The organism is Acetomicrobium flavidum (assembly GCF_900129645.1).
Taxonomy (GTDB): Bacteria; Synergistota; Synergistia; order Synergistales; family Acetomicrobiaceae; genus Acetomicrobium; species Acetomicrobium flavidum.
On the sequence record NZ_FSQZ01000001.1, the window covers coordinates 578051 to 598596 of the forward strand.

At 53.6% G+C, this 20546-nt stretch carries 30 protein-coding genes; all 30 read right to left on the bottom strand.

Translation table 11 applies throughout. The annotated features are described in order from the left end of the window. Window positions 1–11: 11 nt before the first annotated feature. The gene (locus BUQ78_RS02910; protein WP_074199226.1) at window positions 12–473 is read right to left on the bottom strand and encodes a flagellar biosynthesis protein FlgN; all 462 of its coding nucleotides are present in this window, start codon (window positions 471–473) and stop codon (window positions 12–14) included. Window positions 474–480: 7 nt separating this feature from the next. Continuing rightward, window positions 481–759 carry a flagellar biosynthesis anti-sigma factor FlgM gene (gene flgM, locus BUQ78_RS02915; protein ID WP_074199227.1) on the bottom strand — a complete coding sequence of 93 codons (279 nt, stop codon included), beginning with the start codon at window positions 757–759 and terminating at the stop codon, window positions 481–483. Window positions 760–805: 46 nt separating this feature from the next. After that, window positions 806–1468, bottom strand: a complete 663-nt coding sequence (locus tag BUQ78_RS02920) for a ComF family protein (protein WP_074199228.1) — start codon at window positions 1466–1468, stop codon at window positions 806–808. Between the two features lie 17 nt (window positions 1469–1485). Further along, window positions 1486–2685, bottom strand: a complete 1200-nt coding sequence (gene metK / locus BUQ78_RS02925; RefSeq protein WP_074199229.1) for a methionine adenosyltransferase — start codon at window positions 2683–2685, stop codon at window positions 1486–1488. Window positions 2686–2819: 134 nt separating this feature from the next. Continuing rightward, window positions 2820–3242, bottom strand: coding sequence for a GNAT family N-acetyltransferase (locus BUQ78_RS02930; RefSeq protein WP_014806409.1), 423 nt, complete (start codon window positions 3240–3242; stop codon window positions 2820–2822). Window positions 3243–3245: 3 nt separating this feature from the next. Further along, the gene (locus tag BUQ78_RS02935) at window positions 3246–3476 is read right to left on the bottom strand and encodes a hypothetical protein (RefSeq protein ID WP_014806408.1); all 231 of its coding nucleotides are present in this window, start codon (window positions 3474–3476) and stop codon (window positions 3246–3248) included. Window positions 3477–3506: 30 nt separating this feature from the next. Continuing rightward, a complete protein-coding gene (locus BUQ78_RS02940; RefSeq protein ID WP_014806407.1) occupies window positions 3507–4703 on the bottom strand; it encodes a DUF3084 domain-containing protein in 1197 nt (398 codons plus the stop codon). A 114-nt stretch (window positions 4704–4817) separates the two neighbouring features. Continuing rightward, window positions 4818–6185 carry an L-lysine 6-transaminase gene (lat, locus tag BUQ78_RS02945; RefSeq protein WP_074199230.1) on the bottom strand — a complete coding sequence of 456 codons (1368 nt, stop codon included), beginning with the start codon at window positions 6183–6185 and terminating at the stop codon, window positions 4818–4820. A 115-nt stretch (window positions 6186–6300) separates the two neighbouring features. Then, window positions 6301–6729 carry a YkgJ family cysteine cluster protein gene (locus tag BUQ78_RS02950; RefSeq protein ID WP_074199231.1) on the bottom strand — a complete coding sequence of 143 codons (429 nt, stop codon included), beginning with the start codon at window positions 6727–6729 and terminating at the stop codon, window positions 6301–6303. After that, complete coding sequence (locus BUQ78_RS02955; RefSeq protein ID WP_074199232.1) at window positions 6710–7018, bottom strand: hypothetical protein; 309 nt, start codon at window positions 7016–7018, stop codon at window positions 6710–6712. The genes BUQ78_RS02950 and BUQ78_RS02955 overlap by 20 nt, the downstream gene beginning before the upstream one ends. Window position 7019: 1 nt before the next feature. Next, window positions 7020–8141, bottom strand: coding sequence for a flagellar basal body P-ring protein FlgI (locus tag BUQ78_RS02960; RefSeq protein WP_074199233.1), 1122 nt, complete (start codon window positions 8139–8141; stop codon window positions 7020–7022). Between the two features lie 16 nt (window positions 8142–8157). Beyond that, window positions 8158–8739: a flagellar basal body L-ring protein FlgH gene (locus BUQ78_RS02965; protein ID WP_014806402.1), complete on the bottom strand. Its 582-nt coding sequence runs from the start codon at window positions 8737–8739 to the stop codon at window positions 8158–8160. After that, window positions 8736–9644: a flagellar basal body P-ring formation chaperone FlgA gene (flgA, locus tag BUQ78_RS02970; RefSeq protein WP_014806401.1), complete on the bottom strand. Its 909-nt coding sequence runs from the start codon at window positions 9642–9644 to the stop codon at window positions 8736–8738. Before flgA ends, BUQ78_RS02965 begins: the two co-directional genes overlap by 4 nt. Window positions 9645–9647: 3 nt before the next feature. Continuing rightward, window positions 9648–10436, bottom strand: coding sequence for a flagellar basal-body rod protein FlgG (gene flgG / locus BUQ78_RS02975; protein ID WP_074199234.1), 789 nt, complete (start codon window positions 10434–10436; stop codon window positions 9648–9650). 29 nt (window positions 10437–10465) lie between these two features. Further along, a complete protein-coding gene (flgF, locus tag BUQ78_RS02980; RefSeq protein ID WP_074199235.1) occupies window positions 10466–11239 on the bottom strand; it encodes a flagellar basal-body rod protein FlgF in 774 nt (257 codons plus the stop codon). 31 nt (window positions 11240–11270) lie between these two features. Further along, the gene (gene mreB / locus BUQ78_RS02985; RefSeq protein ID WP_074199236.1) at window positions 11271–12311 is read right to left on the bottom strand and encodes a rod shape-determining protein; all 1041 of its coding nucleotides are present in this window, start codon (window positions 12309–12311) and stop codon (window positions 11271–11273) included. Further along, a complete protein-coding gene (truA, locus tag BUQ78_RS02990; RefSeq protein WP_318259471.1) occupies window positions 12293–13087 on the bottom strand; it encodes a tRNA pseudouridine(38-40) synthase TruA in 795 nt (264 codons plus the stop codon). Before truA ends, mreB begins: the two co-directional genes overlap by 19 nt. Continuing rightward, window positions 13075–13887 (bottom strand): energy-coupling factor transporter transmembrane component T family protein, encoded by an 813-nt coding sequence (locus BUQ78_RS02995; protein WP_014806396.1) that lies wholly within the window; start codon window positions 13885–13887, stop codon window positions 13075–13077. Before BUQ78_RS02995 ends, truA begins: the two co-directional genes overlap by 13 nt. Continuing rightward, window positions 13875–14726 (bottom strand): ATP-binding cassette domain-containing protein, encoded by an 852-nt coding sequence (locus tag BUQ78_RS03000; protein WP_074199237.1) that lies wholly within the window; start codon window positions 14724–14726, stop codon window positions 13875–13877. Before BUQ78_RS03000 ends, BUQ78_RS02995 begins: the two co-directional genes overlap by 13 nt. Next, a complete protein-coding gene (locus BUQ78_RS03005; protein ID WP_074199238.1) occupies window positions 14717–15553 on the bottom strand; it encodes an ATP-binding cassette domain-containing protein in 837 nt (278 codons plus the stop codon). Before BUQ78_RS03005 ends, BUQ78_RS03000 begins: the two co-directional genes overlap by 10 nt. Window positions 15554–15559: 6 nt before the next feature. Beyond that, a complete protein-coding gene (gene rplQ, locus BUQ78_RS03010) occupies window positions 15560–15913 on the bottom strand; it encodes a 50S ribosomal protein L17 (RefSeq protein ID WP_014806393.1) in 354 nt (117 codons plus the stop codon). 3 nt (window positions 15914–15916) lie between these two features. After that, window positions 15917–16945 carry a DNA-directed RNA polymerase subunit alpha gene (locus BUQ78_RS03015; protein WP_014806392.1) on the bottom strand — a complete coding sequence of 343 codons (1029 nt, stop codon included), beginning with the start codon at window positions 16943–16945 and terminating at the stop codon, window positions 15917–15919. 21 nt (window positions 16946–16966) lie between these two features. After that, a complete protein-coding gene (rpsD, locus tag BUQ78_RS03020) occupies window positions 16967–17593 on the bottom strand; it encodes a 30S ribosomal protein S4 (RefSeq protein ID WP_014806391.1) in 627 nt (208 codons plus the stop codon). Window positions 17594–17633: 40 nt separating this feature from the next. After that, the gene (gene rpsK, locus BUQ78_RS03025) at window positions 17634–18026 is read right to left on the bottom strand and encodes a 30S ribosomal protein S11 (RefSeq protein WP_014806390.1); all 393 of its coding nucleotides are present in this window, start codon (window positions 18024–18026) and stop codon (window positions 17634–17636) included. A 36-nt stretch (window positions 18027–18062) separates the two neighbouring features. Continuing rightward, the gene (gene rpsM / locus BUQ78_RS03030; RefSeq protein ID WP_014806389.1) at window positions 18063–18446 is read right to left on the bottom strand and encodes a 30S ribosomal protein S13; all 384 of its coding nucleotides are present in this window, start codon (window positions 18444–18446) and stop codon (window positions 18063–18065) included. A gap of 6 nt (window positions 18447–18452) precedes the next feature. Then, entirely contained in the window at window positions 18453–18578 is a 126-nt protein-coding gene (rpmJ, locus tag BUQ78_RS03035; protein WP_009201462.1) for a 50S ribosomal protein L36, read from the bottom strand. A 21-nt stretch (window positions 18579–18599) separates the two neighbouring features. Continuing rightward, window positions 18600–18818, bottom strand: a complete 219-nt coding sequence (gene infA, locus BUQ78_RS03040; RefSeq protein ID WP_009201463.1) for a translation initiation factor IF-1 — start codon at window positions 18816–18818, stop codon at window positions 18600–18602. Window positions 18819–18838: 20 nt separating this feature from the next. Continuing rightward, entirely contained in the window at window positions 18839–19117 is a 279-nt protein-coding gene (locus BUQ78_RS03045; protein WP_143228400.1) for a KOW domain-containing RNA-binding protein, read from the bottom strand. After that, entirely contained in the window at window positions 19114–19887 is a 774-nt protein-coding gene (gene map / locus BUQ78_RS03050) for a type I methionyl aminopeptidase (RefSeq protein ID WP_074199239.1), read from the bottom strand. Before map ends, BUQ78_RS03045 begins: the two co-directional genes overlap by 4 nt. Beyond that, complete coding sequence (locus BUQ78_RS03055; RefSeq protein ID WP_014806386.1) at window positions 19874–20533, bottom strand: adenylate kinase; 660 nt, start codon at window positions 20531–20533, stop codon at window positions 19874–19876. The genes map and BUQ78_RS03055 overlap by 14 nt, the downstream gene beginning before the upstream one ends. Between the last annotated feature and the right edge of the window lie 13 nt (window positions 20534–20546).

Below are 20546 nucleotides of genomic sequence, written 5' to 3' on the forward strand. Positions count from 1 at the left end.
GCTCTTCTCCCCTATCCCCTCACGCTAAAGCCGCTGCCCGTCAGGCCTCGCAGCTGAGACAACACCAGATCACCCAACTTTTTCGATTCATCAAGCAGTCGGGAGGTGATCTCAAACTCCGATTTCAAGCCCTTTATGGAACGCTGCAGCCTGTCTGCGGCATCGACCAAGGGCTTTGAGGCTTCTTCTTCCAGGTTTGAAGCTATCTCGGACATCTTCGGATCGCAGCCAAGGACGCAAGCCAGCTGCCCTGCCAGGCGGTCGCGTTCGGCCTCAAGGCCCAAAAAATCCGACACGCTCCTTTCAAGCTCCTTCAGCAGGGACTGCAATGAGGCGTAGTCCTTGCCGGCCAAAAGAAGGCGCTCATTCTTAAGCAGGCCGGCCGTACCTTCAAGCTTGAGCGCCATCGCCTCAATAACGTCGGCCAACTTTCGGGCCGACTCTCTAAATGTCAAATCGCCTTCGACGATCAAGGCAGAGTCATCCCTTTAGGCCTGCTTTTTGCAGTATTCGGGCCAAGGCGTCAAGGTCGGGCTTGTAGCTACCGTCGGCTATCTTCTGCTTTATTAGCTCCACCTTGTCGGTCCTCACTTCCGGGATCTTTTTTGCCTCCTCAACTGCCTTTTGCAGAACTTTGGCAATGTAGCTTACCTGGAATTGGTCGCCTTCGCTCAGCCTTGAATCTTTAAAATTCAAACGAACCTTCTTTACAGGCTCCGCTTCGTGTGCCCTCTTTATCGGTTCGACGGGTTCAACCATGGCCATCACCTCTCATTAAGTTTATCGGCAAAAAAATAAAGGAGCTTTACTTTTTGCCCTTGGCCAAAGTGAAGCTCGCGGACCCCAAGACCTGCAGCCCTCCTTTGGCCAAGGTCTCGGCTGCCCCAAGTATGGTGGCTCCGGTGGTGCACACGTCGTCACAGATCATTACGGTCCTAATGCCTGCTTTTAACCTACGTTCGTCAAGCTTAAAGGCACCTTCGGGAAGCTTGCTTCTAGCGTACGACTTGGTCAGCGCCCGCGGATGGATCCTCACGTTCCAGGAAAGGCAATTCATGACGGGCACGCCAAGCTCAAGGGACAAACCCTGAGCGATCTTCTCGGATTGGTTGAAAAACCTGGGGCTTTCGTTGTGAAGCGGTATCGGCACAAGGGCATCCGGCAAAGGAAAACTTAAGCAGGCAGCCAAGGCTCTTCCCATGGATATGCCCAGTGCACCGTGGTGTCCATACTTTAGGAGGTGAATCAATTGCCTTGCGGGGCCTTTGTGAGTGGCGCCGAAATAATGGGGAAAGGCCAATGTGTGCCTGTCGCAGGGATAACAGTTCAGGCATTCGATACACACAGGGCCGCTTGGGGATAGCACTCCCTTTATGCAACCGAGACAACCCGTTGAGCCCGCCCTTCCGCAAACCGGACAGGCTACGGGAAAAAGGACGTGCCAAAACAGAGACGCTATCCCCGCCATGACCGAAAAATCAGAAGCTACACAGCGGCCTTTTTTAATTCCTCGGCCTTGTCGGTCCTTTCCCATGCGGGAAGGGGATTTAAGTCGATCCTTCCCATGTGGCCGTAGGCTGCCAGGGGCAAATACTGCGGCCTTCTAAGGTCGAGGTCCCTAATGATGGCGGCAGGCCTGAAGTCAAAATGCTCTCTTATCAGCTCGGTTATCCTGTCGTCCGGGATCACGCCGGTGCCGTAGGTCTCAACTGAAATGGAAACGGGCCTTGCCACGCCTATTGCGTAAGCCACCTGTATCTGACATTTGCGCGCAAGGCCTGCGGCCACCACGTTTTTAGCCGCGTACCTTGCCATGTATGCACCGGAGCGGTCCACCTTGGTCGGGTCCTTGCCGGAGAAACACCCACCGCCGTGGGGCACAACGCCGCCGTAGGTATCTACAATTATCTTGCGACCAGTAAGGCCCGTGTCTGCCAGGGGTCCTCCCAAGACGAACCTCCCCGTGGGGTTGACCAAGACCTTCGGGGAGTCCTGCATGAGCTCCGGAGGCACTACGGGATTTATGACGTGCTCTATTATGTCGGCCTTTATCTGGTCCTGTTCCACGGAAGGGTGATGTTGGGCGGAAACTATGATCGTATCCACCCTCACGGGCTTGTCGTCGTCGTATTCTATCGTCACCTGGGTCTTGCCGTCCGGACGAAGGTAGGGAAGTATCTTCTCTCGTCTGACGTAGGCAAGGCGCCTGGCAAGCTTATGGGCCAAGGATATGGGCAAGGGAAGCAGCTCATCCGTCTCGTCGCAGGCATAACCTATCATCATGCCCTGATCGCCGGCACCTATCCTGTCTATCTCGTCATCGGTCATGTTGGACTCCCTCACTTCCAGGGCCCTGTTGACGCCCTGGGCAATATCGGGAGACTGTTCGTCTATGGCAGTTATGACGGCACAGGTGTCGCCGTCAAATCCGTATTTGGCCCGCGTATAACCGATGTCTTTTACTATGCCTCTGACCAGCCTTGGGATGTCGACGTAGCAGCTGGTCGTTATCTCGCCGGCGACCATGACAAGGCCCGTCGTAACCAGGGTCTCGCAGGCCACCCTTCCCATGGGATCCCGGGCAAGAATGGCATCCAAGATCCCGTCGGATATCTGATCGGCCAGTTTATCGGGATGTCCCTCGGTCACCGACTCCGACGTAAGCAACATTCGCTCTTTTGGCATCTATTCCACCTCCGGATATCAAAATATTGGACCCCGATGCCAAAGCTGGATAAAGCATCAGGGCCCCTATGGGCATAAGACAAAGGCGCATGTTCTTATAACCCGCAATTGACCTTTCTGTCAAGTCCAATTTTTCAAGAATATTCGATCGGGCTTCGCAAGAGCAACACTGCTCCGGGCAACTGCTCGAAGCCCCATTTCTCCAAAAATGGATAAAGATCGCTGGTGTAAGTTATTATGAGCGGTATGTCCTTGATGGCCGGATGTCCGAGCGCGTAGTTCATCAGGGCCGTCCCCAAGCCCTGCCCCTGATGGTCCGGATGGATGATGATGTCCCATAGCGACGCTCTATAGACGAAGTCGGTTATGATGCGACAGAAGCCGACCAACTGTCCCTTATAGCGCACGGAAAAACACATGCTACTGTTGTCAAGCATGCGAACTATGCCCTCGTCCGTGCGACTTTTACCCCACCATATGAACCTGTAAAGCGCCTTCACTTCGTGCGGGGCGATCGCAAGCTTGTTGTCGTAAAAGGTGTATTCGCTTAAATCCATGTCTTAGCCGCGGTTGACTATGGAGACGTACTCGCCCGAAGAAGAGTGAACCGACATGCCTCGCAGTATCTTCCTCAGATCCAGGCCTCTGGCGTCATGGCTGACAGGCAACTGAACGAGTTGTCCCGTACCGCACTTGGAGCAAATCCACGTAGCCCTGGCCATGCCGTCGTAGTCCGGATCTCCGGCTAAGACCTTTATTTCTCCGCACACCTGACATTCCACTATGAGCATGGATCAAGCGCCTCCCCATTACTGTTTCCGTCAGTCAATTTCTATTTTAACGCGAACCGGCCCTTCTGTGTAGATATCGGAGTCAGCAATGACGCTTATGGTGAAAGGAGGTTTTGCCTCGCTAAGGCCGTCTACAACGTCAAAAAATTCCGTGGCCTCGATGTTGCCGACCGTGCCGGTTATGGGGTCCGGTATCACGCCGTCCCTTTGAGCCTTGAGATTGACCTGCCTGAGCAGGTTGTAAAGTGCCTGCTCGGCCTCGGCCTCGTTTAAGGACTTGGCGACGAACTCACTTGCCAGCACCTCGCCCTTCCTGTAGACCAGGACGCTGTCGTGCACCTCTATCTTGCAGTCTATCCTCTCGCCGATCACTGCATTGGAGGCAACCTCCAACCTGATGACCTTACGCGTTTTAGTTTCCTTTATTTTCCGCAAGGCTCTATCCAGTTCTTCGGGACTTATGAAGATCTCTATCCTTTCGGGACGAAGGCCCGTTCGCACCGAGAGGGCCAATTTGGCGTTGGCCTTGAGCTTATCGAGGATGCCTTTAACTTCCTCTTCCGTCAGCCCGGAAGGATCCACCGGCATCTGCATCAAAAGCTCGCCAGCCAGGACTAAAATTTTTCCTTCCTTCATCTTTTCCAAATTTGCCCTCAATTCATCGGCTTGAGCCTTGAGGTCGGCAATTTGGGCTTCCAGGCTATCCCTTTCCTTTCTCATGGCCTCAAGCTCCTTGCTCAGCCTTTCGCGGTCACGCTCCAGGGTTTGTGCCCTCTTGGCAAGCCTCGCCACTTCTGCTTCGACCTTCTTTAACTTTGCCAAATTTTCGGCCAAACTCGACTCCACCTCGCGAAGCTGGCTTTCCTTGGCCAAAAGCTCCGATTGGCTCTTAAACAGATCCGTCTGAAGGGACTCAAGCTCGCCCCTGCTTTTGCTCAACTCGTCGGTTAAGGTGGATATCTCGCGCTGGATGTATTTCATGTTAAAGAGGGCCACTCTCACCGTGTCGGACGCCATGGCCATGACGAACAGCGTGACCAGGGTTATCAATATACCCGTCACCACGGTGATGAAACGAGATGTGTATTTTGGCCTCATACCAAAGAGGCTGATCCTCCGCTTGCCTAGCTTCATGCCCAAGATATCGCCTATGTAGGCAACTAGGGCGCTTATGACGACCAAGGAGACGACCAGCTCCCAGTTGAGCTCGCTCAGTCCGTATTGCAAGGGCCCACCCCCCATTAGAACATATCACTTAAGCTCAAAATTTGCCACAGGAAAACTTAAAAAAGGCGGGTCGTAACCCGCCTTTTTGCCTTCAAAGTAAGTTTCAAAAGGGATTTAAATTTCCTTGCTTATCTCGGCCAATGCTTCCCTCGCCAGGGAAAGTCCGCGATCTATCTCCTCGGGGGCAATGTTTAAAGCCGGACGGAACCTCACCGAACGGGTCCCGCAGGGGAGGATCAGGACGTGTTTTTCCTGCATCTTCTTTAAGAACTTTGCCCTTATGTCGGCGCAGGGGAAGTCGAAGGCGCACATAAGGCCCTTGCCGCGCACGTTGGATACGAGGTTGGGAAACTCGGCGCCAATGGCCTGAAGCCCGTTAAAAAGCTGAGGCCCTGCAACAGTTGCCACATAGTGCAGGACGTTATCGTCGCGGTAGATCTCGAGGTAACGGGTGGACCTTACCATATCGCATATGTTGCCGCCCCAGGTGGAATTGATGCGGCTAGATACGGTAAAGCAGTTTTCCGGGACCTCGTCGACCTTGGGGCCGACCATGATGCCGCAGACCTGGGCCTTCTTGCCGAAGGCAACTATGTCGGGGGTGACCCCGTGATGCTCGAAGGCCCACATCTTTCCCGTGATCCCCATGCCGCACTGGACCTCGTCGAAGATGAGCATGAGGTCATATTCGTCGCAAATCTTTCGAAGCTTCTTGAAGAACTCGGTCCTGAAGTGGTTGTCTCCGCCCTCGCCCTGGATGGTCTCTATGATTATTGCGCAGTAGGCGTCGGGGTCATCCCAGAGGTGCTTTAATATCTGGCTTTCCGAGACCTCCTCCTCCCACCTTACGGCCTCTATGTGCTGCTCAAGCGGCCAGGTTATCTTGGGATTGAGCACCCTGGGCCAATCGTATTTGGCGAAGTACTGATGCTTGTTGGGATCGGCGGTATTGGTCAGGGAAAGGGTGTAGCCGCTCCTTCCGTGGAAGGCATCCCTGAAGTGTATTACCTTGGTCCCCTTCTTGCCGTCCATGGCCGCACCTTTGGTGATCTTGCCCTGGGCCAACAACTTCCTTACCTTCCAGTCCATGGCCACCTTTAAGGCGTTTTCTATGGCCAGGGTGCCGTAATCTATGAAAAATAGGTGGTTGAAGCCCTTTGGCACCGCTACCTCGGAGAAGGTCTTCACGAACTCGGCCATCTCAACGGTGTAGATGTCGGAATTTGCCACCTTGTTTATGGCAGCCCTGAAGATCTTTTCCTTGAACTCATCTGTCGTAAGTTTAGGATGGTTCATGCCGAAAGGAGCCGAGGCAAAGAAGGTGTAAAAATCCAGCCACTTTTCTCCGGTTCGCGCATCTACAATCCAACTTCCCTGAGATTTTTCCATATCGATGACTATGTTAAAGCCGTCGCGAAGGATCCACCTCTCCAACACCGGAAAAACCTCTTCTGGGGTAACCGCCCATCTGACATTAGCCATACCTAACGCCTCCCGTTATTGTAATGATCATTAACTCACAAATAGCACAAGTTTATATTTACATTCTAACGCCAAGGAGGAATATATACAAGCAAATTAGGCATGGGTAACTTAATCAAAGGCCCAAGGGGGAAGCCTGGGCCAACAGGCTTTCTATGATCTCGGGAGGCCAAAATTTGCCCTCTCCTATGCCGGGACACCTGCTTGACTCAAGTTTCCAGCTGCGAGGGCTTGCAAGTAATGAAGGCCAAAAGGGATACAGCCTGCATTGAAGAGGCCTTGCCTCGTAGACCCTGCACCTTCCGGCCTCCAAGAGCACGCAATCCCCATTTTCCTTCTCCTTTAGGCTTATGCGGCCAAATACGTTGCGGGTATAGCCTCGCAAAAACACATCGACGTCCAACCCCAGGAGGAGGGCGATCCTTTTGGCCTCGACCCTATTTAACCACACAAAGCCGGGCTGTCCGCCACAGCAGGCGGCACAACCCTTGCATGAAAAATATAAACCGTCTTTCCACCATCGTTTATTTTCTTGTTTGATCACCTTGTTTCACGATCTCCTCATACAGAAACTTCCACAGGCCCACGCCGCCAAGGCGAGACAGTTGATCGCTCGCCATTTCAAGGGCGACGTCTTCCATTTGATGGAAGGGCTCCTCTGCGCCGGGGCCCAAGGCCTTGGCCGCCGCCAGCTGATGCTTCCATACCTGTGCCAACAGCAAAGCCTCAAAGGACTGACAGGCTTTTTGCAGCTTTTCTCTGTCACGCAGGGCCTCATCCGCCTTTCCTGCGTAAATGCCTTTATCGAAGGAAAGGTGATCTACAGTCGACATTCTACATCACCACCAGTTCGCCGTGAAGGGCACCGGCATCGTTGATCGCCTGAAGAATGGTTATTATATCCCGCGGCGTGGCACCTATGGAATTCAAGGCGTTGACAAGATCTTCGACCGATGAGCTTGCCGGCATCGACACCACCTGTCCCTTTTGTTCCTCCACCGCGACCTGGGTGCGCGGTACCACTGCCGTCTGTCCTCCTGCAAAGGGCTCCGGTTGAACGACCTTCGGCGCTTCGGCGACGGCAACGGTCAAATTGCCGTGAGACACGGCGACGGCGCTTATCTTCACGTTCCCGCCCATGACTACGGTGCCCGTCCGCTCGTTTATAACAACCCTTGCCGTCATGTCCGGCCTAAGCTGAAGCTGCTCCAGGGATGCCACGAAACTCGCGGGACTTTGGGAGTAGGCAGGAGGAAAGGCGACCTCGACCCTACCCGCATCCACAGGCATGGCTACCTGGCCGAACTTGGCGTTTATGGAAGAGGCAAGCCTTTGGGCCGTCGTGAAGTCGGGCTGACGAAGGAGCAGAGTCAGTTTGGAACCGTCGGCAAATTCCATGGAGACGTCTTTTTCGATTATGGCTCCGCCGGGAATCCTGCCGGTTGTGGTGATGTTCTTTGATACCTGCGCAGCCGCTCCACCGGCAGAAAAACCACCTGTAGTGACAGGGCCCTGCGCCGCAGCGTAAACCTGGCCGTTTGCGGCCTTAAGTGGCGTCTGAAGCAGTACGCCCCCCTCCAGGCTTCTGGCATCACCAAGCGCGCTGACCAATACATCGACGCTTTGCCCTGACCTTGCAAAGGCAGGAAGATTGCAGACCACGGAAACGGCGGCAACGTTACGCGAGCGGATGTCCTTGGTATCGAGCGCAAGGCCGTACTGTTCGGCCATGTTTCTGATCATGCGCATTGCTATTCCCGTCCTGTCTCCCGTGCCGGGCAAGCCGACGACGAGGCCCATGCCCGTCAATTGGTTAGCCCTGACGCCTTCAACGGCTGCTATGTCTTTAACTCGAACAACGGGAGAAAGGGCCTGTTCCGCAGCTAATGCAGGAAGACAAAAAGACGCGGCAAGCGCAAAAGACAACACGGAAATTGCGGCAAATCGCTTAAACATGACTACACACCTCTTTTTAAAACAGTGCCTGAAGTATCTGGGTTATAAGCCCTGGTTTTTGCACCCTGGACAGGGAGCCCTTGCCTTCGACAAGAAGCTCGGGGTTTGCCACCTTGGTGCTGGATATGGTGTTGTCGTAGGATACATCCCGAGGCCTTATGACGCCCCTGAGCGTGAGCTTCAGGTTTTCGTCGTGAGTCTTAAGGTCCCTATAGCCTTCTATCACCAGGTTGCCGTTGTCCTGCACCTCGGTAACTATACAGCTGACCCTGGTCTTTAGGGAATACGTCCTTGTGGAGCTGCTGTCTCCGGACATGTCGGTATTGGCCTCGACGCCAAATTTGCGGATGAAATCAAATATGCCCGTACCATCGTCTACCTCATGTTCTATGTCCTTCGTGAGGTCGGTCTTGGCCTTGTCGCTGGCGCCAATGCTTTCTTCGACTATCACCGTGACGATGTCCCCCACTCCGGAAGGCTTGGGATCGGCATACAGGTTTGAGCCGTCCTGCCAGAGGGACTGAGCCCTTGCCTGCCCGCCAAGGCATGCCAAAAGCAAAATAAGGAATACAACTACAATTACAATATGTCTTTTCATGAGTTTTCCTCCTTAGCCATGACTACCCCTTCGCCTACGACCTGACCCGTGATCACCTTGCGGCTGTCCGGGTTGACGACCCTTATCACGTCGTTTAGGGCTCCTGAATCTAGGGCCTTGGCGATCGTCTCGATGGTCACCGTCCCTGCCCTGGAATAGAAGCGCACTTTTTCTCCCCTCTTTACCAAAAAGACGGGCTCGACGTCGCATCCACATATGGGTTCACCCGCCTCAAGGGGCCTTTTAAGCCTTCGGCCGTATAAGTCATCAGCAGAACCGGGGATCCTCTCGTCGCGACAGGGAGAAGTCATAAAGCTTACGTCGTCCGGCTCCAATATCTTGCCGAATTCAAGCTGGCGTGCCGCCGTAAACATGGGCGCGATCCATCGAAGCTGGAAACGTTTGTAGCGCACGGACCCGTCCTTGGTGCGCACCTTGACGGATACGTTCTTGATCCCGACTTTGACCCTGGAGACGTCAAGTATTTCTCCGTCTATTTTATCGCATGATTTGGCCTCAAGCTTCCACGGCCAGGCTATCTGGCTGCGAATAGCGTTTAGGTAGGGGTCTTCAGCTGCGACCTTCATGTCGCCCGGAAAGATCACGGAGATGGTGAAGTCCTTCAACCCGCAGGATTTAATGGACTGCAGGATGAGGCCCTTTGTAACGTTGGAATTTGACGGCACAATTGGTACATTTGCCACAGCCATGCAATGCCTGGGATCTCCTGATATGTTCGATATGGCACCAAGCTTTACGGCAGAGGAAGAGGGCAATACCACGACTTGGTCGATTTTCACCATCACGTCAGGCGCTGCAAGGGCCGCTCTAGCAACGATGAAGCCCAGGGCGGACGCAAAGAGGATGCAAAATAAAACATCAAAAACCGCTTTGCGCCGCGGCATGAATTATCGCCTCAGGTTATTTGCAATTTGAAGCAGCTCGTCGGCCGTCTGTATCGTCTTGGAATTGGCTTCGTAGGCTCGTTGGGTGACTATCATGGCCACCATCTCTTCGACGACCTGGACGTTTGACATCTCAAGGGTGCTCTGGCGAAGAGTGCCCAAGCCCTCTTCGCCCGGCTGTCCCAGTATGGGAAATCCGCTAGCCGGAGTCTCCAGGAAGAGGTTTTTGCCCATGGCCCTTAACCCCTGGGGGTTGACAAAACGGGCCAGCTCGATCTGGCCGATTTGGTTTGGCTCCACATCGCCCGGCTGTCTGACGTAGACCTCGCCAGTCGGGCTTATGGTGAGCTCCACGGTATCCTCGGGGATTGTGATCTGTGGCTCCAGGAGGTAGCCGTCGGAAGTGACTATCTGTCCGTCTCCATCCAGATGCCAACTGCCGTCTCGAGTGTAGGCGATGGTGCCGTCAGGCAGGGTCACCTGAAAGAATCCGTCCCCCTCTATGGATATGTCCAAGGGATTGTCCGTGACCTGCAGGTTGCCCGGGCTCATTATGCGACCGGTACCAACGAGCCTGGTGCCCAAACCCACCTGGATGCCCGTAGGTATCATTGAATCGGGCTCTACGGGTGCTCCCGGTTCCCTCGCCACCTGATACATGAGGTCCTCAAACTCCGCCCTCATCTTCTTGTATCCCGTGGTGTTGACGTTTGCAAGGTTATTGGAGATGACGTCAAGGTTTGATTGCTGGGCGATCATCCCCGTAGCTCCTGACCATAAGGCGCGTATCATTCCTATCACCTCTTGCTAAAAATCGAGAATCACGACCTGCCGAAGGTCGTTATCAAGGATCCCGTCTGTTCATCCTGAATGCTCAAACTGCGTGCGGCCGCCTCGTATGCCCTTTGGCCTTCTATAAGACGTACCATCTCGTATACCACGTTGACGTTTGATCTCTCAAGCGCCCTTGGCACAAGCCTGGCTGCCCCCACAGGTTGGGCTCCTCCGGATTCGGCGCTTGCCTGGAGCAAGCTCTTCCCCACATTCCTCAAGTACGTGGGATTTTGAAAGGTAACAACCCCAACCCGGCCCACCACATTGCCGTCGGCTATCACGGACCCTCCTTCGTCGATCTCCACGAAGGAAACGTTGGCCACACTGATCGGAGCTCCGTTTCTGCCCAAAACGTTAAGCCCTTCCTGGGTGACCAGGTTGCCGCGCGAATCAAGGGCAAAGTTGCCGGCCCTGGTGTAAAAGACGTTGCCGGCCCTGTCGCCTACGACGAAAAAACCGTCTCCTGAAATGGCGACGTCCAGGGGGTTGCCAGTCACCTCGATCGCACCCTCGGAAGTATCCATAGCAGTCTGCGAAAGCACCACGTTTAGGCCCGAAAGGCCGATGGGCTGATACGACGCCCCCTCAAAGGGAGCCAAGGATTCCCTGCGCTGTATCAACACCTCGGGAAAGGTCTTTTCGACCGAGATGCGCCTTCTAAAGCCCACGGTATCGACGTTGGCCAAGTTGTTGGACACCACGTCGATAGTCTTTTCCTGAACCAGCATTGCCGATGAGGCGCCGTATATGCCGCGATACATCCGGGAAGTCCACCTTTCTTTTTTTGAGATTCTAGCGGCTCGAAACTCTCTTAATGGAGGAATAGACTGCTCCCGCTTCCTTCAAGGCGCTAAGCTCCTCAAGCGCCTTGCCGGTGCCTAAGGCTACGCACTCCAAGGGCGATTCGGCCACGTAAGTGTTTATCCCCGTCTGTTCAAAGATTAGCTCTGGAAGTCCCTGGAGCAACGCTCCTCCTCCGGTCAAAACTATCCCTCTGTCAATAATATCGGCAGAAAGTTCCGCCGGCGTTAGCTCCAAAACGCGCCTTATGCTCCTGATTATCGACGAGACTATCTCCGAAATCGCTTCCTGTACGTCGTTCGTCGTCAACTCTACCTGCCTTGGCAGGCCCAAGATGATGTCTCGGCCCTTCACGACCATGGACTTCAGCTCGTCTCCTGAGACCTTGCGGCAATTTCCTATGGATATCTTCAAAAGCTCGGCGGTCTGGGAACCTATCTCGAGGTTGTACTTCTTGCGGACATACCTTATTATCGCCTCGTCCATGGCGTCGCCTCCAAGACGCAGGGATTCTGCAACCACAAGGCCACCCAAGGATATGACGGCTATGTCGGAGGTGCCTCCGCCTACGTCCACTACCATGTTGCCCCGCGGTTCTTCCACCGGAAGTCCGGCACCTATGGCAGCTGCCATTGGTTCCTCTATGAGGTAGGCCTCCTTTGCACCCACTTCCAGGGCTGCTTCGAGGACAGCCCTTCTTTCCACGTCGGTGGCACCCGACGGCACGCCGATCATCACGCGATGCCGCAACAGCCGATTGACGCCCGACATGATCTTTTTGAGGAAATGGCGTATCATGGCTTCCGTCATCGTGTAGTTTGCTATGACCCCGCTTTGAAGCGGACGCACGGCAATGACGTTGCCGGGCGTGCGCCCCAACATCCTCTTGGCCTCGGAACCGACGGCCAGAATTTTATTCGTGTTCTGGTCTATGGCCACCACTGACGGTTCCGTCATCACTACTCCCTTTCCCTTGATGTAAATCAATATCGTTGCAGTGCCCAAATCTATGCCTATATCCAATCCCAACACAAAGGGTAACCTCCTTTCGTCCATGGCGAGGGGTCGTATTTTACTTCCCACAAAAACAGGGCATTGGCCGGCACAGTCGGCCCGGCCTCCTCGCGGGAGCCGCTTTTCAAAAGAAGCTCCACTTCAGGCAAACTCCTTCGCCCCGCAGCAACCTCATCCATTGTACCGATGATGATCCTCACCATGTTCGTCAAAAATGACCTACCTATTATAGTCACCTTTATCATGTGACCGATATTTTCCAGTTTGGCATCAATTATAGTACGCCACGCATTGTCCGGGAGATCGGCCTTTCTACAGAAGGCGCTGAAATCGTGATGGCCCTTTATCATCGACAAAAAGGCCCTTGCCTTCTGCATGTCCCAGGGCTTTCCGTTTCGCCAAAGGTGTTCGTCCAGGTGGGGAAGCCTGCAATCACCCTTCCATATGAAATAGGCGTACTTTCGCCAAAGGGCGCTTTTTCTTGCATCGAAGCCCTCATCCACGGGAACCACTTCAAAGACCCCTATGGAGGACGGCAAATTAGCCTCCAGGGCTTTCCTTAAAGCATCCGGGCCATGGGGCCAAAACATGTCGAAAGAAACGACCTGACCAAGGGCATGAACGCCGCGGTCAGTCCTGCCGGCTCCGGTCACCCTGACCATCCCCTTGTTCAAGAGGCTCAAAGCATCTTCCAAGGCCTCCTGCACGGTCGGTAAACCCCTTTGCCTCTGAAAGCCGTGAAAAGCAGAACCGTCATAGGATATCAGCGCGGCGTATCTCGTCAAGATATCCACCGGTCTAACACCACGCCGCCAATACAAATCATCGATACCACGACCAGGGAAAATGAGTCCCTTGAAGCCCAATGCAGGGGTTTCATCCTGCTTCGCCCGATGCCGCCGCGGTAACACCTTGCCTCCATGGCCACGGCCAGCTCGTCGGCCCTTTGAAATACTATGACAAAAAGCGGCACCAATACGGGTATGAAGGCCTTAAGCCTCTTTGCGATTCCGCCGCTGTCCAGATCTGCCCCGCGCGCCAGCTGGGCCTTCATTATCCTGTCCGTCTCCTCAAGCAAGGTGGGTATGAAGCGCAAGGCAATAGTCATCATCATGGCAAATTCGTGAGCAGGCACGCCAAATCGCCTGAAGGGAGAAAGCAGCGATTCTATGCCGTCCGACAGCTCCAAAGGGCTTGTGGTCATCATGGTCATGTTGGCAAATAAGATCAAAAAGTAGAGCCGGAGGCCCATCTTGATGCCGGTCAAAAGACCTTCCCGGGTAATCGATATGAAAGAAATCCTGATCAATTCTTCCCCTTCGGCAAAAAACATGTTCACGATAACGGTAAAGAGGACCAACAGGAGCGCCGGCCTCGTGGAAGCCAACACGTTCTTCAAAGAAAGCCCGCTTAAGATGCACAAAAAAACGACCAAGGCGCTCCAAACCAGGTAAGGCCAGGGGGAGGCGTTTGCCAGGAATACGGACGTTATAAGAGCCATAGTGCCGAGGATCTTGCACCTTGGATCCAGGGAATGCACGAAGGAATTGAGCGGGACGTATTGTCCCAGCGTAAGATGATCTAAGAAAGGCATGAAGATACCTCTTTTTCAATATCCCTGATCAACCTTTCCTCACTCCAGGTGAGTGAGACATTGAGCCCTGCCCTGCGAAGGCGCAGTGCCATCTCCAACACGTCGGGAAGGACCAGCCCCTTGGCCGGATGATCGGCCAGCTCCTCCACGACATGAGCGGGAGGCCCCCACGACCTCCTCCTGCCCTCCTCCAACACCAGTAACCTGTCGCAATGATCTAATACCATCTCGATATCATGGGTGATTTGAATCACGCCCGTGCCATTGTCCCTAAATGTCCTTAGCATAGAAAGCAATGCTTCCTGCCCCTTCCAGTCCAATCCTGCCGTCGGTTCGTCCAATACCAGGTAGTGAGGTTCCGTCACCACTATGGACGCCAATGCCACCTTCCTCTTCTGCCCCCCTGACAGCTCAAAGGGGTTCTTCGAGAGGATCCCTTCGTCCAGCTCAAAGGCCTTCAAAACGCGCTTTATCTTTTCCATGGCTTCGTCCTCGGGAATGGCGAAATTTCGCGGGGCATACATAAGCTCCTCCAAGACGGTCTCGGCGAAAAGCTGATGTTCGGGGTATTGAAAGACCAGACCCACCTTGCGCCGCACCGATTTCAGATGAGGAGCTTTCGGGTAAAGCTTCAAGCCGTCCACTATGACCTCTCCGCTGCTTGGAAAGATCAAGCCGTTCAACATCTGAGCCAGGGTCGTCTTTCCGCTCCCCGTATGGCCCACCACGGCAACCCATTCTCCGGGCTCCACCCTGAAGGAAACGTCGCTTAAGGACTTAGTCTCCAGGGGAGTATCTTTGTGATATATAAAACTGACGCTGCAAACCTCTAAAGACATATCTTCTCCACCAGGTTTTCAGCCATATCCTCTGCCCTCGGCAATACACGATCGTCGATCAGGCCCCTGCCTTTGAGCTCACGCCACAACCTGAACGATGAGGGCTCCCTTATGCCCAGCTTTGAAAGCGTCGATCCGCTCAACACCTCGTTCAGATCACCGTAAAAGGCCAACTTGCCCCTGCTGAGCACTGCGACATGGTCGGAAAGCAGAAGCTCTTCGGTCCTGTGGGTAATAGAGACCACCGTCATGCCCTCCTCGTGCAGGCGTTTGAGCACACCCGTAAGCTCCCTTCTGCCCTCGGGGTCAAGCATGCTCGTCGCCTCATCCAGCACGATGCATTTGGGCCGCATTGCAAGGGCCCCGGCAAGGGCCAGCCGCTGCTTTTGCCCTCCCGATAGGGCGTAGGTAGGCTTTTTTGCAAATTCCGAAAGGCCGGTTACCCCCAAGGCCCACCTGACGCGCATGGTGATGTCCTCACTTGGCAAGCCGAGGTTCTCCGGGCCGAAGGCCACCTCCTCCTCCACGACGGAGGCCACAATTTGGTTCTCGGGGTTTTGAAATACCATACATACGTCTTTTCTGATGTCCCACTGTACAGCCGGGTCTCGGGTATCCCTGCCCAATACGTAACAAACGCCCCGCGTCGGTATAAGCAGGGCGTTCAAGATCTTCGCCAGGGTAGACTTGCCAGATCCGTTATCGCCGACAATTGTAACCCACCATCCCACGTTTATATCCATAGTTATCCCCGAGATGGCAGGTTCGTCGTTGCCGGGATAGCAAAAAGCTATATCCCGCAAAGAAAAGATTCTGTCTTCCGCCATATCGGGTTACTTGACAAACTCAACGATGGCCTTGGGGGCAGCGTCTCCCTTGCGATATCCGAGTTTCACTATCCTGGTATAGCCTCCTGGACGATTGGCGTAACGGGGTGCCAGTTCGTTGAATAGCTTTAATGTGGCCTCCTTGTTTCTCAACCTGGAGATCACTATCCTCCTGTCATGAAGGCTTCCGCCCTTGGCTCGTGTGACGAGCTTTTCCACGTAGCTTCTGAGCTCCTTCGCCCTTATCAGGGTGGTCTCTATGCTTTCATGGATTATAAGGCTGGCAGCCATGTTCATGAGCATCGCATTCCTGTGAGCGCTATATCGCCCGAGCGTCCTAGAGCGTACCTGATGCCTCATGGTCTATTCCTCCTTGTCGTCGTTCTCGTCTAAATCGTATTCTTCGTCGTCCTCTTGCCCCTTCTCCTTCTTCGCTGAAATTTTTGACGAACTCAGAGAGAGGCCAAAGGCCTGAAGTTTTTCCTCTATCTCCTTCAACGAAATCTTCCCCAAATTGCGGATCTTAAGGAGATCGTCCCGCGAGTACTGGATCAAATCGCCAATCGTGCGTATTCCCGCCCGAAGCAGACAGTTTTCGCTCCTGATCGACAGCTCCAGGTCGCGGATGGGACGGGCCAAGAGAGGATCCTCCTCAACCTTGACTTCGACCGGTGCCTGCAGCGCCTCGACTTCTTGAGGCACTTTCGGCTCTTTGAGCAGAAGCGAAGCAATATGACTGAAATATTGGTTCAATATCTTGATCGCCTCGAGAAAGGCCTTTATAGGCGTTACCGTCTCATTTGTCCACAGTTCAAGGAGCAAGCTTTCATAATCCGTCCGCTGGCCAACCCTAGCGGCACCTATACTGTAGTTCACTCGCAATACGGGCGAAAATATGGCATCTATCAATAAGACGTCCACGGGCAAGTAACTTGGCCTGGGCCTATCCATGGTCAGATAGCCGACACCTCGTTCCACGTAAAGGTCCATGCCGAGCTTATGACCCTCCTCCAGGGTGCATATATAGGCATCCGGATTGGGGAATTCTATTTCGCTATCGGGAGCTATATCGGCTGCGGTCACTTCTTTCGGTCCTTGAGCTTCCAGCCTGAGGACTCTAACTTCGTCGCTATGCGATACCACCGCAAGTTTTTTGATGTTCAGTATTATTTCCAGGACATCCTCCATTACGCCGGGCACGGTGCTGAATTCGTGCAGCACGCCATCTATTCTTATGGCGGAAACGGCAGCTCCAGGAATGGACGACAGCAATACACGTCTTATGGCGTTCCCCAAGGTTACACCGTAACCCCTGTCCAAGGGCTCTATCCTTATACGTCCATAGCCCGAAGTGCATTCTTCTACATTGATATCCGGCACAACACGTTCCAAACTGATCCTCTCCTTAGACAATTATCGAGCGTAGAACTCGACGATTAGCTGCTCGTTAACAGGAACGTCAATCTGCTCCCGAGACGGAAGGGATATTACTCTGCCCTCCATCCGTTCCGGCTGCAATTCAAGCCATTCCGGGATGCTCCTGGCCGAGGCAACTTCCATGTTTTCCCTGATTACGGGAATGTCCTTGCTTCCGGGCGCGACGGCTACGACGTCACCCACTCTTACCAGGGCACTGGGTATGTCAAGCTTTCTGCCGTTTACCGTTATGTGGCCGTGAGCGACAAGCTGTCTGGCCTGAGCTCTGCTTGATGCAAAGCCCAAACGGTAAACGACGTTATCTAAGCGCCGCTCGAGCAGCTGCAGGAAGTTATGTCCCTTTTGTCCCGGCATCCTGGATGCCTTCTCAAAAAACCTCTCGAACTGCCTTTCGGTCATGCCGTAAATCCTTCTAAGCTTCTGCTTCTCGTGCAACCTTAGCCCGTATTCGCTGAATTTGCCGCGTCTTTGGGTGTGCTGTCCAGGAACGGTATTCCTACGAGCCATGGCACACTTTTCCGAATAACATCTGTCTCCCTTTAAGAACAACTTTGCTCCTGCCCTGCGACACAATCTGCAGGAAGGGCCTGTATATCTGCTCATGTCGAGTCTTTTCCCTCCTTCTAAATCTTCAATCTCTCAACTACACGCGTCGCCGCTTCGGAGGACGGCACCCGTTGTGCGGAATGGGCGTAGCATCCTTGATCATGTTTATCTGCAAACCCGCTGCCTGAAGGCTCCTTATGGCAGACTCCCTTCCGGGCCCGGGGCCCTTGACGACTACATCCACCTCGACCACTCCATGGTCTTGCGCCTGCTTGGCAGCTACTTGAGCTGCCATCTGTGCGGCGTAGGGAGTGGATTTACGGGTTCCCTTAAAACCTACCGTTCCGCCCGATGCCCAACCGATGACGGCTCCCTGCTTATCGGTTATGCTTATTATCGTGTTGTTAAAAGTAGAGTGGATGTGGGCAACCGCATAATTTATGTTCTTTTTTTCCTTTCTTCTTGTGCGCCTTTTAGTGCTTTTAGCCACTATAAATTTCCCTCCTTAAAAAGAATATAACCTGCACTACTTCTTCATCGTGGCCTTCTTCTTGCCGGCTATGGTCTTTTTCGGTCCCTTTCTGGTACGAGCGTTCGTCTTGGTGCGCTGCCCCCTGACGGGAAGGCCCAATTTATGTCTCAACCCTCGATAGCAGCCTATGTCTATCAAGCGCTTGATGTTGGCGCTCACCTCTCGCCTAAGGTCACCTTCGACCTTGTAATTGTTCTCAATTTCCTTCTGCAACTTGTTGATCTCATCCTCGGTAAGGTCCTTGACTCTTGTATCCGGGTTAACTCCGGTGGCAGCCAATATCTTCCTCGCCGAAGGAAGCCCTATACCGTAAATGTAGGTCAACGCTATCTCGATTCTCTTATCCCTGGGCAGATCGATACCCGCTATTCGAGCCATGCCCGACTACCTCCTTGCACCCTGTCTTTGTTTATGTTTCGGATCCCTCTTGCATATAATCCAAACTTTTCCATGACGCCTAATGACCTGGCAATGTTCGCAAATAGGTTTAACGGAAGGCCTGACCTTCATTGTTTGCTTCCCCCTTTAAAGCTATTTATATCTATATACAATTCGTCCTCTTGTCAAGTCGTAAGGAGAGACTTGAACCAGGACTTTATCGCCGGGCAGGATACGAATGAAGTGCATGCGCATCTTGCCCGAGACATGAGCCAATAAAATGTGCCCGTTTTCAAGTTGTACCTTAAACATAGCATTAGGTAACGGCTCCAGAACTGTGCCCCGCAATTCAATGACATCTTCCCTCGCCATGCGCGCTGACCTACCCCCTCTTAAATTGAAGACAATCGTTGGCGTATCCACTCATCGTCGATCTTGCGATCGCCTTCAAGGCGTTCGCGCAGTTCCGGAAAAGACCAGTTCGTAAGCTGTAAATGCCTCGGATTCTTCTTCTTGGGTCGTGCGATCTTTCTGCTTTTTCCATCGGCAACATAAACCCTGTTGCTCGATTCATCCTTCCCGACGACCACGTAGAACGCCCCTTTATCCTTTCCCCTCTTGGACATGACGACTCTTCCTATATCGAAATCATCAAGATCCAAGGCCGTCACTCCCAAGGCGTGAGTATCGCTCCGCCCTCTTCCGCGATCAACACGGTATGCTCAAAGTGGGCTGCATCGGAATGGTCAGCCGTCACGACAGTCCAGCCGTTGTCGGCTACCACTACCTTCTCATTTTTACCAGCTATTACCATCGGCTCGATGGCGATGGTAAAGCCCCTCTTTAAGGTTATGCCGTCCCCCTGCCTCCCAAAATTGGGAACCTGAGGGGCCTCGTGAAGGTGCTTTCCTATGCCGTGTCCAGCGTAGTCCCTAACCAGCCCGTAACCGTGCAAGGTCACGTAATGCTCTACGGCATATCCCACATCGCCCAAGGTGTTGCCATCTTTGGCGGTGTTTATGGCAAGATACAACGACTCTTTGGTCACCTCAAGCAACCTGGCTCTTTCTAGGCTCACCTTTCCAACGGGGTAGGTGCAGGCCGCATCGCCGAAATACCCATCAAAGCAGGCACCGACATCTATGCTCACGATGTCCCCTTCGGCCAATATCCTCTTCGGATCCGGAATGCCGTGAACTATCTCGTCGTTTATGGAGACGCAGATGCTTCCCGGAAAAGGGTAAGGCGCACCGAGGAAAGAGTAACCCTTAAAAGCGGGAATGGCCCCGCTTTTGGTTATAATCTCCTCTGCCCTGTCATCCAACGTCTTTGTATCGACTCCGGGCTTTATAAGGTCGTTCATGAGCTTCAGCACATCGGCCACTATGGATCCCGCCCGCTTCATCTTCTCGATTTCCCAATCTTTTTTAATTCGGATCATTTTTACCTCCGCACAGCTCTTCAATGGCGCGCAATACTTCGCCGCTATCCGACGACGCATCGACGGTAACCAGGTTTCCCCTGCCTTTATAGTAGGCCAGCAAGGGGGCCGTATCCTTTCGGTACACATCGAGACGCTGTCTTACGACCTCCGGCCTATCGTCGTCGCGCTGTATCAGCTTGGCGCCGCAATTTCTGCAGTGCCCGTCCTCGGGGTAGTCTGCGTTATACACATTGTAGATGGCATTGCAATTAAGACATATTCGTCTCCCCGAGAGGCGCCGTACCAGCGTCTCCTCGTCCACATCCAAGAACACCACTGCATCCAGCTTTATCCCCTCGGACTCCAAAAGCTCGTCTAAAGCCTCCGCCTGTTTCACTGTCCTCGGGAAACCGTCCAATATAAAGCCCCTTTTGGCATCGTCTTCCCTAAGCCTTTTTTTAACCATCTCTATGATGAGCTCATCGGGCACCAGGCGACCGGAGTCCATGTACGATTTAGCCTGTTTGCCCAGGTCTGTCTCGCTTTTTACGTGCTCGCGCAACATGTCGCCTGTCGATATGTGAGCTATCCCGTACTTGGCTGCCAGCTTGACGGCCTGCGTTCCCTTTCCGGCGCCAGGCGGTCCGAGAAATATCATACGCAATTTTCTTCCCCCT

Coding starts and splice junctions, on each gene's coding strand:
- flgM (WP_074199227.1), bottom strand. CDS start 759: ATGGTTGAACCCGTCGAACCGATAAAGAGGGCACACGAAGCGGAGCCT.
- BUQ78_RS02920 (WP_074199228.1), bottom strand. CDS start 1,468: ATGGCGGGGATAGCGTCTCTGTTTTGGCACGTCCTTTTTCCCGTAGCC.
- metK (WP_074199229.1), bottom strand. CDS start 2,685: ATGCCAAAAGAGCGAATGTTGCTTACGTCGGAGTCGGTGACCGAGGGA.
- BUQ78_RS02930 (WP_014806409.1), bottom strand. CDS start 3,242: ATGGATTTAAGCGAATACACCTTTTACGACAACAAGCTTGCGATCGCC.
- BUQ78_RS02935 (WP_014806408.1), bottom strand. CDS start 3,476: ATGCTCATAGTGGAATGTCAGGTGTGCGGAGAAATAAAGGTCTTAGCC.
- lat (WP_074199230.1), bottom strand. CDS start 6,185: ATGGCTAATGTCAGATGGGCGGTTACCCCAGAAGAGGTTTTTCCGGTG.
- BUQ78_RS02955 (WP_074199232.1), bottom strand. CDS start 7,018: ATGTCGACTGTAGATCACCTTTCCTTCGATAAAGGCATTTACGCAGGA.
- BUQ78_RS02960 (WP_074199233.1), bottom strand. CDS start 8,141: ATGTTTAAGCGATTTGCCGCAATTTCCGTGTTGTCTTTTGCGCTTGCC.
- BUQ78_RS02965 (WP_014806402.1), bottom strand. CDS start 8,739: ATGAAAAGACATATTGTAATTGTAGTTGTATTCCTTATTTTGCTTTTG.
- flgA (WP_014806401.1), bottom strand. CDS start 9,644: ATGCCGCGGCGCAAAGCGGTTTTTGATGTTTTATTTTGCATCCTCTTT.
- flgG (WP_074199234.1), bottom strand. CDS start 10,436: ATGATACGCGCCTTATGGTCAGGAGCTACGGGGATGATCGCCCAGCAA.
- flgF (WP_074199235.1), bottom strand. CDS start 11,239: ATGTATCGCGGCATATACGGCGCCTCATCGGCAATGCTGGTTCAGGAA.
- BUQ78_RS02995 (WP_014806396.1), bottom strand. CDS start 13,887: ATGCCTTTCTTAGATCATCTTACGCTGGGACAATACGTCCCGCTCAAT.
- BUQ78_RS03000 (WP_074199237.1), bottom strand. CDS start 14,726: ATGTCTTTAGAGGTTTGCAGCGTCAGTTTTATATATCACAAAGATACT.
- BUQ78_RS03005 (WP_074199238.1), bottom strand. CDS start 15,553: ATGGCGGAAGACAGAATCTTTTCTTTGCGGGATATAGCTTTTTGCTAT.
- rplQ (WP_014806393.1), bottom strand. CDS start 15,913: ATGAGGCATCAGGTACGCTCTAGGACGCTCGGGCGATATAGCGCTCAC.
- rpsD (WP_014806391.1), bottom strand. CDS start 17,593: ATGAGCAGATATACAGGCCCTTCCTGCAGATTGTGTCGCAGGGCAGGA.
- rpsM (WP_014806389.1), bottom strand. CDS start 18,446: ATGGCTCGAATAGCGGGTATCGATCTGCCCAGGGATAAGAGAATCGAG.
- rpmJ (WP_009201462.1), bottom strand. CDS start 18,578: ATGAAGGTCAGGCCTTCCGTTAAACCTATTTGCGAACATTGCCAGGTC.
- infA (WP_009201463.1), bottom strand. CDS start 18,818: ATGGCGAGGGAAGATGTCATTGAATTGCGGGGCACAGTTCTGGAGCCG.
- map (WP_074199239.1), bottom strand. CDS start 19,887: ATGATCCGAATTAAAAAAGATTGGGAAATCGAGAAGATGAAGCGGGCG.